General features: G+C 43.5%; 8 protein-coding genes. 5 read left to right on the top strand and 3 right to left on the bottom strand.

Going from position 1 to position 13,696, the window contains the following annotated elements; translation table 11 throughout:
• Positions 1 to 4: 4 nt before the first annotated feature.
• On the bottom strand, positions 5 to 2,821 hold the full coding sequence (locus ACFFGT_RS32480; protein WP_377026681.1) for a hypothetical protein: 2,817 nt from the start codon (positions 2,819 to 2,821) through the stop codon (positions 5 to 7).
• Positions 2,822 to 2,905: 84 nt separating this feature from the next.
• Here ACFFGT_RS32480 and ACFFGT_RS32475 point away from each other — a divergent pair, with 84 nt between their 5' ends.
• From ACFFGT_RS32475 to ACFFGT_RS32455, 5 genes are all read left to right on the top strand, one after another.
• Positions 2,906 to 3,391, top strand: coding sequence for a hypothetical protein (locus ACFFGT_RS32475; RefSeq protein WP_377026680.1), 486 nt, complete (start codon positions 2,906 to 2,908; stop codon positions 3,389 to 3,391).
• A gap of 74 nt (positions 3,392 to 3,465) precedes the next feature.
• Complete coding sequence (locus ACFFGT_RS32470) at positions 3,466 to 7,032, top strand: sensor histidine kinase (protein ID WP_377026679.1); 3,567 nt, start codon at positions 3,466 to 3,468, stop codon at positions 7,030 to 7,032.
• A gap of 289 nt (positions 7,033 to 7,321) precedes the next feature.
• Positions 7,322 to 8,380 carry a sensor histidine kinase gene (locus ACFFGT_RS32465; RefSeq protein WP_377026678.1) on the top strand — a complete coding sequence of 353 codons (1,059 nt, stop codon included), beginning with the start codon at positions 7,322 to 7,324 and terminating at the stop codon, positions 8,378 to 8,380.
• Positions 8,377 to 9,075, top strand: coding sequence for a LytR/AlgR family response regulator transcription factor (locus tag ACFFGT_RS32460; RefSeq protein WP_377026677.1), 699 nt, complete (start codon positions 8,377 to 8,379; stop codon positions 9,073 to 9,075). Before ACFFGT_RS32465 ends, ACFFGT_RS32460 begins: the two co-directional genes overlap by 4 nt.
• Positions 9,076 to 9,280: 205 nt before the next feature.
• Positions 9,281 to 10,984, top strand: coding sequence for a CocE/NonD family hydrolase (locus tag ACFFGT_RS32455; protein ID WP_377026676.1), 1,704 nt, complete (start codon positions 9,281 to 9,283; stop codon positions 10,982 to 10,984).
• Between the two features lie 142 nt (positions 10,985 to 11,126).
• Here the strand turns inward: ACFFGT_RS32455 and ACFFGT_RS32450 are convergent, their stop codons facing one another.
• Positions 11,127 to 11,867, bottom strand: coding sequence for a 3-keto-disaccharide hydrolase (locus ACFFGT_RS32450; RefSeq protein ID WP_377026675.1), 741 nt, complete (start codon positions 11,865 to 11,867; stop codon positions 11,127 to 11,129).
• 25 nt (positions 11,868 to 11,892) lie between these two features.
• On the bottom strand, positions 11,893 to 13,608 hold the full coding sequence (locus ACFFGT_RS32445) for a GMC oxidoreductase (protein WP_377026674.1): 1,716 nt from the start codon (positions 13,606 to 13,608) through the stop codon (positions 11,893 to 11,895).
• Positions 13,609 to 13,696: the final 88 nt, after the last annotated feature.

The raw sequence follows: 13,696 nt of genomic DNA, 5'->3' as shown, positions 1-13,696 counted from the left end.
TTAGCTAAGGGGTTATGCTACTGTTTACCTTTATCTTCCCGGTTTTAAAGCCGATACTCCCGTTTCCATCTGTGCCTTCCATAATAAAAGTATAAGTTGATGGTTTATCGGCTGTGAAAAATGATACAGTTGCCTTGCCATCGGCCCCGGTAGTTACATTAGGTTGCCAGTGAATAGTTGAGCGAAGATCGGGCAGGTGTTTGCGGGTATCGTTTATACGATATTTGGGCTGGTAAAACTGTGCCGGTAAGCTTAGTGCAAGAGGTTTGTACAGGTACACACCTGGTATATTATTTATTTCCACACCATGCCCCGATCGTGTACTTATCTCTATAAAAACCGAAGGATACTCTATCCACCCTGAGCCAAACCTTCTTTCATAATTACCGGCGTATTTTGAAGACAGCATAACTTCCACACCTTTAATATCTTCCGCGCTGCGGGCAATCAGATAATCGGTTAAATCATTATAGTTATTAATATGAATAATTGTACTTGCGTCAATCCCGTCGATAAGGATCTTTATTAGTTTATCCTGAATATAATACCATTTAAAATAAGCATTACTCCGCTCTGCAAACCCTTTTATATTTTCTTTGAAAAACTCCAGCCAGTTCTTTTTACCGGCCTTTTCCATATCAGCCTCATCAAAAACCATATCGGCTTCGCCTGGCCCATTAAGGTTTTGTGATCCTTTAATTATTTTTTTAGCCGTGACTTTCACCTCATTCAGTATATGGCCTTCCATGGGCAGATCATTGAGCAGGTTTTGGCGGATGCGGTTATTTTTTAGATTATTAAGCAATGTGGTATCAGTACTAATGTACCAGGGGACGGGTGCAGGCCCTGTAGCAGCGCTGAGTATAGGCTCCGCCTGATCATCCATTACAATATTTACATTAAAGTTTTTAACTGTTTTGAGCACAAAAGCAGGTGAATCCACTACGGGAAGGTTATTAAACACAAACCTGCCGTTTTTATCGGTTGTGGCATCAGCAAATAATAGTGGCGATTTGGAAAGTAAGGTTACCCTGGTTGTTTTTACCGGTTTATTAAAAAAGTTCAACACGCGTCCTTTAACTGCAAATTCATTCTCGGCCATATAAGTAATGTTGTCCTTTTCCGTTAACCAATTATAATTTACCCAGCCCTGAGTTAACAGCAGGTCATCCAGGGCTTGCTGATGCTGATCGTTTTGCAAATAATAGCCGGGATTTTCTACATACCCCTTTAGTTCGGATGTAAGCAGCACATTGCTTATAATATTAATGTTATTGAGGGTATCTGTATTAACCTGCCCATCATCTGTTATTGATGCCGAAAAGTTGGCCATTACAGGGTTACCTATAGCGTCGCTAATTTTAATACGCAGGGCAACACTATCATGAGGGGCATAGACGGCCTTATTTGCCGCGATATTTATATGTAAATGATCATGCTGGTTTATAAATATCAGCCTTTCATTAACTGGATGAACCTTGGCATCCATGAGTACGAAATGGGTGATCCCCGATGGAAATAATTGCTTTGAAATATTCTTATTAGCCCTCCCTCCATCTTTAAAATTTAATGTTGCCGCGTAGCATACAATTCCCCTTGCTTTGCCTACTATGAAATAACTCTCGCCGGATGCTATAATATCTTCAGATGCTGATATCAACAATCTTACAGAATCTTTATTGACAGCGTTAGAAACCCTTAAAACTATGCCTGACGTTTTTACAGCAGGCAGTGGATATTCCTTTATTGCCCCGCCGGGTAAGGTAACCCTGGCAACATAATTTTCTCCTTTTTTGACTGCCATATCAAAACTTCCCATCCCCAGATGGTATGAGGCAAATTCAGCTACTTGTTCCTGGTTCTGATCAACAACCACGCCTTTTACAGCTATGCCCCTGCCGTCTTGCCCAATTGCCTTAAAGCCAATATGTGCATTTAATCCTGCTACCAGGCTTCCCCCTTCCGGCATAAATTGGACATCGGCATCCTGCGGCCTATTAAAATTGAGCGGAACATTAATCTTGTTGTTATTTTGATCCCAGGCATTGATACTTAAGCCATGTGTTTTATCGGGCAGATTGAAGCCTATATCAATTAATCCCGAAGCATCTGTTTGTACAGTTTGTTTGAATAGCCTGCGCGTGCCATTTATTACAGCCAGTTGAACCGGCTTATCGGCAATAGCTGTTTTATTGAAATCCCTTAGCCATAGTTTTACACCAGCCTGCTCTTTGCCATCAGCGATATTTATTGTTGTTTTATAATTCACCAGCCAATTACTTCGGGTATCATCAACAATGGTAAACTGCTTACGGAAAAAGCAGTCGTTACCAAAATTTTGCAGCCATTGCGTGTAAGCTATAAGTGTATAAGTAGCAGCGGGTAGTTCTTTCAGGCTGATGTTACCCCAGCTCAACCCATTTTCAACAGGTATACGCTGCCGCTTTACCACCACATTGTTATCAGTAACAATACTTACATACATCAACCCACTTTTAGCCGATAGGTTAAGCGTTGGAGCGTTAAAAAGATAAGCTTTAAACCACAGTGTATCCCCGGGGGTATAAGTGTTTTTATCCAACTGCAGATAGATCTTTTCGGCAGGATTTTTCATCTCTGAGCTGTCTGCCTCAGCTTTGATTTTTAACAATTGCTGTTTTAGCGCTTCTGTTTGTCCAAAACAATTGTGTTGAAGCATCAACATTAGCGGCAGCAAAAAAACAAGACTTTTAAAATGCAAACGCATGGTTTTAATTGCCGAAAAAAACCTTCCGCAAAGCTTAGGGGTACAGCCATCTGTTTTTGACAGCAAATCTTTCAATGGAGTGGATGTATTTAGGTTTATAATTGGGTGATATAAAGTTAATTATTATTAATAAAAAATAAAAGATTGTACATTTATATTATGCCGAAAGAAGAGGTTACCGATCTGCTTTTCTTTATGAGGACTTTCCCCTCTGAAGTGCGGGAGCGTGCTTTGTGGCTGCGCGATTTTATATGGGATTTGTACCCGCAGGCCAATGAGCTTATTTATGACAATTATAATGCTTTGGCCGTGGGCTGGTCGCCTACCGAAAAAATGAGCCATATCTTTTGCTCCTTTGCCCTGTACCGTGGGGGTAATTACAATACTCACTTCGGCTTTTACTGGGGTTCCGAACTTTCCGATCCGCACAAAATACTTATTGGCGAAGGCAAACAGTACCGCTATCTGCTGGTAAATGATATTGCGGCTTTCCCGCAACAAGAGGTAAAGAAGCTGGTTGATGAAGCCTGGCAAAATTCGCTGGCTAAGGTTAAAGACCCTAAACAATTAACAGAGGGCAAAACCATTGTGAAAATGGTATCTGACAGCAAGCGCGAAAAAAAACTGAAAGCTCCCAAAAAGTAAGTTTCTGGCGAATAAGCCCCAATTTTATTTTACAGGATAAAATATTTACTTTAAGCCTGTAAACTTACGCCTTAATGAAAAAGATCATACTGCTGATTTTGTGCTGTAGCATAAGCCTGTATGCCGGTGCCCAATCAGCTCATTTATATTTCGACCGCCTTGATATTAAAAAAGGTCTGCCCGAGTCAAACGTGGGCTCCCTTATTGAAGACAGCCAGGGATATATGTGGTTCTCTACACAAAATGGTCTTGTTCGTTATGACGGTTACCGCTACAAGATATACAAACTCGGCTCTCCAAAATTCAATAAGCAGGTATCAACACTGGTATTTAACATAATTGAAGATCATGATAAAACCCTGTGGATAACCACCCTTGCAAATGGAGTTTTCAGGTATAACCGGGCAACAGATTCCTTTACACAATATCCTTATCCGGCAAGTATAACCTATGGCCAGCTGATTGTGGGCACTATAGATAACGATGGCAATTTGTGGGGACGTTTTGATTCGGCCAACGACGGGCAAAATATTATGAAGTTTGAGCCGGGCACGGGGCAGTACCAACTTTTCGGCAACCGGCAAAAGGGCATCTATCATGTCAGGGCTACCCTTTATTATAACCCCGTTAAAACTACGGACGGCAGTATCTGGTTCGGCTCAAATAATGGCATATACCGTTACATGGGCGCAGGTAAAGGGTTTAGTGAATATCTTACATCAAATGATACCGCAAAAATGCGGGCCGCAAATCCAGTTTATGAAGCCCCATCTGAACCTGGTGTACTTTATATGAATACCTTTCATGGGCATGACGAAGCCCTGAAATTTGCCCGTTATGATATTAGCACCGGCAGGCTTAAAGAATACGGCCAGGCTAATGCAAAAGACAGCCTGTTGAGCGCAGGTATTTATAGCTTTTACGAAGATAAAGGTAAACGCCTGTGGATTGGCACGAATAAAGGTCTTTCAAAATTTGACAGGCAAACCCGTACGTTCAGCAACTATATACCTGTTGATACCATAAATTCAGCTACTAAAAACCAATTCATTACTTTCAGGGAAACGCGGGATGGGAAACTCTGGATCTCATCGTCGGCGGGTTTGGTTTATTTTGATCCCATAACATCTGCTTTTAAGCGCTACCTCACCGATCCGGATGATCCGGGCGCCTTACCAAGCCTGGGCTTAGGCGGTAAAGCAGTCGATCATACCAATACGCTTTGGGTTGGTTTTGGAAATGCAGGTGTAGCGCGCGTAAACAAGTTAAAAAGTGCCTTTACCATATTTAAAAGTAACCCGGCAAAAACCGGTACTTATCCCGGCAAGCTTGTAGCTATTAAAACATGGCCCAATGGCGATGCATGGCTCACCACCCGGCAGGGTATATATAAAGGTAATATCATCGCTAATCAGTACAAAAAGGTATACAACGCAGCCCCTGATGAAGGCTATTTTCCGGGCTTCTGCTACGGACAAAACAACACACTGTATGTGGCAACTGAAAGCGGGCTGCTGGTGTACAATACCATTACCGGAAAAAAAGAAAAATACAGCAACATTCCCGGTGACAGCACTTCCCTTACCAGCAATTTTATACACACGCTGTTCCAGGACCATACCGGGATACTATGGATAGCCGTAGATATAGATGCCGGGATCTGCTCATTTAACCCGGTAACAAAAAAGTTCACCCGCTATCCCTACCGGGGCTCTTATGAAAATATCACTTCAAAAAATAAATATGCACTTGATGACAGCCGCGGCATTACCTTTTATGAAGATCATGAAAATACCCTCTGGATAGGTACCAATTTCGGCGGCCTTAATCGTTTCGACAGGAAAACAGGGCGCTTTATATCCTATTTTAATAATGACATACGAAAAGCCGTTTGTGTAGATAACATTTTTGAAGATAAAGCCGGCAGGCTTTGGGTAGGCACCTATCTTGATGGTTTATTTGAGTTTGACCGCAAAAAGGAAGTTTATGTAAGGCATTTTAATGAAGATTCCGGCCTGATATTTAACTCGGTAATGGGCATTAATGAAGATAATGACGGCCGCCTGTGGGTAATAACCGAGCGGGGCTTTACCCGGATAGATACCCGCACCATGAAGTTGAAAAATTTTTTCATGGACGACATTTTGCCCGGGAAGGATATTTTCAGGGGAATTGATAACGTTAACAAGCTTACAGATGGCCGGATGGTTTTCCCGTTAAACAATGGCATTGCTGTTTTTAACCCCGAAGATTTAAACGACAGCCCCTACCCACCCATTGTACATATTGAAGCGGTTACCTACAGCAGTCCAAAAGCAAGCGAAAAAGCAGTAACCAATGCGTTGACATTTGGCCGTAAAAAACTTGAATTGTCCTATGATCAAAATCGCATTCAATTTAGCTATGTGGCCCTTCAGTATGATAATCCCGGGCAAAACGCTTACGCTTACAAGTTAGATGGATATGACAAAAACTGGGTGCAGGCAGGCACCAACCGTACGGTAACTTATAATAACCTTTCGCCGGGCACTTATGTATTTCATGTAAAAGCTGCCAACAGCTCGGGTGTTTGGAATAATACCGGCGATAGTTTTACCATAATTATAACTACTGCCTGGTACCTGCGCTGGTGGGCCTGGTTAATATATGTGGTATTGTTTGCTTCGGCAGTTTACGCGTTTATTGCTTACCGTTCGCGGCATCTTAAACGTGAAAACCAGTTGCTTGAAGAAAAGGTTAAGCAACGTACCAATGATCTGAGCCTGGCCAATAAAGAACTTAGCGAACAGCAGGAAGAGATCATTACCCAGCGCGACCAGTTGGCCGAAGCTGTCGACAACCTCAAAACCACTCAGCAGCAACTGATCCAGGCCGAAAAACTGGCCTCACTGGGTGAACTTACTGCCGGTATAGCCCACGAAATTCAAAACCCGCTTAATTTTGTAAACAATTTTTCGGAAGTAAGTATCGAGTTGATAGAAGAAATGGAAACCGAGCTCACCAACGGCGATGCGGAAGAAGCCAGGGCCATAGCGGAGGACGTAAAGCTCAACCTCGAAAAAATTCATCATCACGGTAAACGTGCCGATGCTATTGTAAAGAATATGCTGCAGCATTCAAGGGCAGGCACAGGCAGTAAGGAACCAGTAAACATCAACAACCTCACTGGCGAATATTTCAAGCTGGCCTATAACGGGCTTCGCGCTAAAGACAAAACTTTTAATACTGCATTGGTCACGAACTTTGACGACAACCTGCCGCTGATCAATATTGTACAGCAGGATTTTGGCCGGGTGCTGCTCAACCTGTTTAACAATGCTTTTTACGCGGTACATCAAAAGCAAAAAACAGCGGGCGAAAATTATCATCCGGAAGTGGTAGTGGAAACGGCCCCCCAACCCCCTAAAGGGGGAGCGACCTCAGTGATAATAACGGTACGCGATAATGGTACGGGCATCCCTGATAGTATTAAGGAAAAAATCATGCAGCCGTTTTTTACCACCAAACCAACCGGGCAGGGCACAGGATTAGGCTTATCACTCAGTTATGATATTGTGGTAAAGGGGCACGGAGGCAAAATTGATATTGATAGTAAGGAAGGAGAATATACTGTGTTTAGGATTACTTTGCCGGTAGGATAATCTTACAAAAATGTCATTGTGAGCGTAGCGCAGCAATCTCGTCGCCAATGCCGCTTCAATATGAATAGCTACGAGATTGCCACGTCGCTCCCTCGCACCTCCCCGGCAGGCTCCTCGCAATGACATGGTTTATATTTTATCTTCGCAGGTTTAATAGAGTTTAACCTGTGACTGTCCTGCCTCTTGTATCTCTTCCGCACTCATCCCCTAAAAACCCGCGCCCATGTACTTTATCTTTTAACTGTATAATAGTTTTTGTTGCTTTGGTAATAATTCGGCAACAGGCAAATTGAAACAACAGACAACTATATCACTTTATTGGAAATGTCAGCTCATTGGCTGGTCGGTGGCGGCGCTTTATTGGGGGTATACAGGCTACAGTGGGACGGGCTTTCATTGGTTGTCTGGCATTCTTCAATTTATTACCGATGTTGCCGTTTATATCCTTATTACCCATCTTTACCGTTGCCTTGCTTTAAAACTGGGCTGGCAAAACCTGGGATTAAATAAATTATTGCCACGATTGGTACCTGCGGTTATTGTATTGGGCCTTGTTTACCTGTTTGTAACCGTTTCAAAAGTTTATTTTTTCAGGGTGTGGTTTCAGATTGGGTTTTCAGAGCCGTTCAGTGATTTTTTTGATTTTTATCGCGACAGTATTTTTGTTGCCGGGCTGCGCCTGATGTCTATCTGGTTGCTGGCTTATCATATGTACCATTATTCCAAACGCGAGATCAATATAGCCAGGGAAAACGCCAGGCTGGCGGTAATCACCCGCGATGCACAGCTTAATAACCTTTCGGCACAGCTTAACCCGCATTTTCTGTTTAATTCTTTAAATAACATTAAAGCGTTGGTTATCGATGATCCCAAATCGGCAAGGCGGGCAATTGATCTGTTGGCCGATCTGCTAAGAAACTCCCTTTACAGTGGCGATAAACAAATGATCTCCGTAAAAGAAGAGCTTGAGCTGGTTAAAGATTATCTCGAACTGGAGAAACTCCGGCTTGAAGAGCGGTTGCAATATCATATCGAAGCAAGCAATGAGCCGGAAAATGTCATGCTTCCCCGCTTGTGTATCCAAACGTTGGTTGAAAACGCCATTAAACACGGCATCGGTCAGCAAAAACAAGGTGGGCTTATCAGCATACAATTAAACAATGAGCATAACAGTTTGATCATATCCGTGAGCAATCCCGGCAGGCTGAAGCCTGTTGAAGAAAGCAGCGGATTAGGTATTAAAAACCTGAACGAGCGTTTGCAATTGCAATACAAAGGCGAAGCCCATTTTACCATCAGCGAAGTCAATGACATGGTAACGGCAAGCATTAAAATCCCTTTGGCATGAAAAAAATAAGGATTTTGATTGTTGATGATGAACGCGCCGCCCGGAATGAAATAAAACGGTTGCTTGCCAATTATCCCGATTTTGAAATTATAGGGGAAGCCGCCAATGCCGATGATGCCATAAAAATGATGGGAGAACAAGCCCCCGACCTTCTTTTTTTAGACATCCAGATGCCGGAAAAATCAGGCTTCGACCTGCTGGAATCATTAGAACAGGTGCCGCCCGTAATATTTACAACCGCTTATGACCAGTATGCAGTTAAAGCTTTTGAAGTAAGTGCGCTTGATTACCTTGTAAAACCCATCCGCGAAGAAAGATTTGAAAAAGCGATACTGCAGGCAAGACTCCGGTTAGGCAAGGCAGATCCCGCCGGACAAATCTTTGTGAAAGACAGGCAGCAGTACCATTTTATTCAATGGAGTTCGGTACACCTTATTGAATCGATGGATAATTATGCCAGGATCTTTTTTGGTGATAAAAACGTGTTCATGAAAAGTTCGCTCAACCAGCTGGAGGATAAATTGAACAGTGAACTATTTTTCAGGATCAATCGCGCGCAGATCATCAACCGGCAATACATCCAGGCTATAACAACCGTGGATGGCCGCTTAAAAATAATCCTTAATACCGGTGCCAGGCTGGAGGTTTCCGAACGGCAATCGGCAAAATTCAGGCATTGGGCTGCAAGTAAGTAAATAGAGAAAGGATAAATATTGAATAAAAGAAAATGTCATTTCGATTGAGCAGGGGCAGGCTGAGTGCCGGGGCGAAAGAGAAACTATCTCTTGAGCGGTAGCGAAAAATGACATTTGGCTTTATTGATTAATAAAAATGTTTAAATGCAACCTCTCCAAAGAGAAAGTATAAGCTAAAAATCACAATACATATTAAACACTTAAAATGATGAGAAAATTATTCTCCCTGCTATTGCTATGCCTTGTTTTTGGCAGCGTAGCATCGGCACAAAACAAACCCGGCAAAGGAACTTACATTAGGGATAGTGTGCTGTTAAAAACACACGACGGCGTATTTATTACCGTGATGACAGCCCGTAAGAAAGGGGTAACCGAAAAACTGCCGGCCATTTTTCAGTTCACCATATACGCCCGCCGAACCGATTCATTAAAAATTGAAGAAGCTGCAGATCGGGGTTATGTTGGTGTAATGGCCTATACCCGCGGTAAATGGAACAGTCCCGGCGAGCCGATGGCCTATGAAACCGATGGCCGCGATGCTTATGAGGTGATTGACTGGATCAGCAAACAAGCCTGGAGCGATGGCCGGGTGGGCATGTACGGCGGAAGCTATAACGGCTTTACGCAATGGGCGGCTACCAAAAAGCTTCACCCTGCCCTTAAAACCATTGTGCCATCGGCATCGGTAGCGCCGGGACTTGATGTACCCATGACCAATAACGTGCAAATGAGCTTCGTTTTTTCGTGGACCTACTACACCAGCAACAATAAATTCCTGGATGAAAAAGACTACAACGGCCCGCAATGGAACCAGCTATACTGGAAATGGTATAACGCAGGCTTAGCCTATCACACGCTCGACAGCCTTACCGGTCGCGGGCCAAATCATATGTTCAGGCAATGGGTGGCTCACCCTACTTATGATCAATACTGGCGGAGTATGATCCCCTATAAAAAAGAATTTGCAGCTATCAACATACCGGTATTAACAACTACAGGGTATTACGATGGCGGACAAATTGGAGGCATGTATTATTATCGTGAACATCTGAAATATAATCCTCAAGCCAATCATTACGTGATCATCGGCCCCTACGGACATTTCGGCTCACAGGGACACCCGGATTCGGTTTTGAACGGCTATCGCATTGATGATGCCGCGCGGATCAATATCCACGAAATTATTTACCAGTGGTTTGATTATATTTTCAAAAACAAACCCAAGCCGGCTTTTTTGAAGGATAAATTCAATTTTGAAGTTATGGGCAGCAACGAGTGGAAGCATGTACCCTCACTAAAGCAAATGAGTAATGATACGCTGAAGTTTTACCTTGATAATTCGCGTTTAAGCCCGGTTAAACCATTAAAAAAAGCTTTCGCATCGCAAAATGTCGACTTCGCGAACCGGGATAGCATCAGCAGTTATTATTTTTTAAACCAGCTGGTTTATGATACGCTGAATACCGGCAGCAGTCTTGTTTTTAAAAGCGATCCGCTTACAAAACCTTTAACCGTAAGCGGTGCATTTTCGGGCGTATTAAAAACGATGATCAACAAAAAGGACCTGGATTACCATGTGGTAATGTTTGAGGAGATGCCCGATGGTAAATATTTTTACCTCACGTACTTTATGGGCCGGGCGAGTTATGCCACCAACCCGGAGAAAAGAAGTTTATTAAAACCCGGGCAAATAGAAACTATTCCCTTTACCAACAGCTACATCACCAGCAGGCAATTCAGCAAAGGCAGCCGCATAGTGATCCTGCTCAATATCAATAAAAGCCCTTTTGAACAGATTAACTACGGAACAGGCAAAAATGTAAGTGATGAAACTATCCGGGATGCCAAAGTACCGCTGCAAATAAAATGGTTTAATGATAGTTATATTAATGTGCCGGTGTTGAGGTAGATAAGACGCAAGAACCAGGAAGCAAGAAAATGTTTTATAAAAAACGTCATTGCGAGGAACGAAGCAATCCCCGATTAGCAGGTCCGCCCTGTATAGTTTGGGATTGCTTCGTGCCTCGCAATGACGATTGAAGATGTTACAACTACAATTTCTTAATCTCAATATTCCTGTACCACACATCCGCGCCATGATCCTGTAATACAATGTGCCCTGTTTTAAATGTTCCGAAATCGGGCCATTGCTTAAATTTACTGCCGGCTACCAGTTTTTTCCAATGATCATCCCAAAGGGTGGTTGACAGCACATGCTCGCCGTTGATGGTAAAATCAAGCTTGCTGTTGTTGCAAACTATCTCTACCTGATTCCATTCACCGGCAGGTTTAACTACTTCTTTTGATATCGAGATCAGGTCATACAAATCGCCTGCGCGGTGTTTGATGAGTTTACCATCTTCGTTTTCCTTGTTATCGACAACCTGGCATTCGGGGCCGGTAAAATAACTGTACTTGTATTTGGTGGTATCTTCCTTAACGAGGAACAGGATGCCGCTGTTCCCACCTTTGGAGATCTTCCATTCCAGCTTAAGGTCAAAGTTCCCGTATTCCCCGTTACTTACCATATCGCCGCCGTTTTTGCTTTGCCAATCGCCTTTTTGCGATGCGTCAAGGTGCAGCACACCATCTTCTGCTTTCCAGCCCAAACCCGGTGCCGGTTTACCGTAGGCATGCCAGCCCTTAGTAGTTTTACCATCAAACAAAGGTTCAAACGCGGCGCTGTCTTTTGAAGCTGTCGCGGTACTGTCCTTATTATAGTTTTTGGGGGTAGACGAATGGCAGCCGCTAATCGCTATGGCTGTTAGTGCTATTAAAAATAACTTATTCATTGGTGCTATGTTTATTTAGTAAGTTTTAAAGATTTCCTTTTTTAAGTTCGCCTACGGCAAAAGTAGCAGCGCGGGCGGTTAATGCCATATACAATATCGACGGGCTCTGGTTACCTGTACTGGTCATGCAGGCACCATCCGTAACAAACACGTTTTTGCACAAATGCAGCTGGTTCCATTGGTTAAGCAGCGATGTTTTAGGATCCTTCCCCATGCGTACGCCACCCATTTCATGAATATCCAGGCCGGGGGCTTGTTTATTTTCATGCTTTTGAATATTGGTACAGCCTGCCTTTTCAAACATGGCGGCGGTTTGGGTTAAAAAATCTTGGATCATACGCTCATCATTATCATCATACTCAACCGAAGTTATCAGCAGGGGGATGCCCCATTGATCTTTCTGCTCTTTACTCAGGCGCACATGATTACTAACTTTGGGGATAGTTTCGCCCTGCAGGTACATATAAGCACTCCAGCCGCCCGGTTCTGTAAGCGAATCTTTGTAAGCAGCTCCAACTTCACCTTCGGCTGTTTCTTTTGGCCCCCGGTTACGGTAAGCACCCATAAAAGTGGTGAAACCTCCCTTATAGTCAGTTTCCTGTTGATGCAGATTACGATAATTAGCCAGGATCAGCTCTGTTGGATTGCGGCCAAAATAGTAGCGGTCTAAAAAGCCATCCATATCGGCCGTTACAGATGCCCGGTAGTTTTGAAAGGCGATATATTTACCCAGCAAACCATTATCGTTGCCAAGCCCGTTCGGGAACCGGTTTGAAATTGAATTAAGCAGGATGAGGTTAGTATTCAATGCCGAAGCATTCATGAAAATGATGCGTGCCTGGTATACAAACTCCTGTTTGGTATTGGTATCAATAACCTTTACGCCGGTAGCTTTGCCCAGTTCTTCGTCATAAATAATGGAATGAACAACCGAAAACGGCCTTATGGTAAGGTTACCAGTTTTTTTAGCCCATGGCAGTGTTGAGCTTACCGAACTGAAATAACCACCGAATGGGCAGCCGCGCATACACAGGTTCCGGGCCATACATTTAACCCGGCCCTGGTCAATGTGGATCTGTTTGGGTTCGGTAATATGCGCCCAGCGGGCATGTACGAGGTGCCTGTCGGGGAAGCTTTCTTTTATTTTTTTGCTTATGTGTTCCTGCACCGCGTTCATATCAAAGGGCGGCAAAAACTCACCATCGGGCATGGATTCAATGCCGTCCTTATTGCCGCAAACACCTATAAACTTTTCTACATGCGAGTACCATGGTGCTACATCATCATAACCTATAGGCCATTCAATACCATAACCAAACCGGGCCGGGTTTTCAAACTCATACTTGCTCCAGCGCTGGCAGGCCCTGCCCCAGGTAAGCGATTTACCGCCAACCTGGTAGCCGCGGATCCAGTCGAAAGGTTTTTCCTGGATGTATGGATGATCTTTATCCTTTACAAAAAAATGAGCATCATCCTCCCCGTAGCCTGCAGCGCGAGTTATCAGCGGATTTTCGTCCATAAAGGCCTTGGTCATTGCTCCGCGGTGTTTAAACTCCCATGGATCCATGGTTGCGGTAGGATAATCTTTAATATGCTGCACATCCCTGCCGCGTTCAAGCACAAGTGTTTTAAGGCCCTGCTCGCAAAGTTCTTTAGCTGCCCACCCACCACTGATGCCCGAGCCTATTACAATAGCATCATAAGTAAACTGACCGGCAGTATTTTTAGGTTCATCAGGCATTGGTACAATGGTTATGGTTAATAAACTGTTTAATTGCCAATAGGTTTTATATAAAGCTGAAAGTGCAAAGCTAAAGGCCTAAAGCATT

This window comes from Mucilaginibacter angelicae (assembly GCF_042434235.1).
In the GTDB taxonomy this organism is placed as follows: Bacteria; Bacteroidota; Bacteroidia; order Sphingobacteriales; family Sphingobacteriaceae; genus Mucilaginibacter; species Mucilaginibacter angelicae.
The sequence above is the reverse complement of the archived record's forward strand: the minus strand, read 5'-3'. Positions and strand labels throughout refer to the sequence as shown.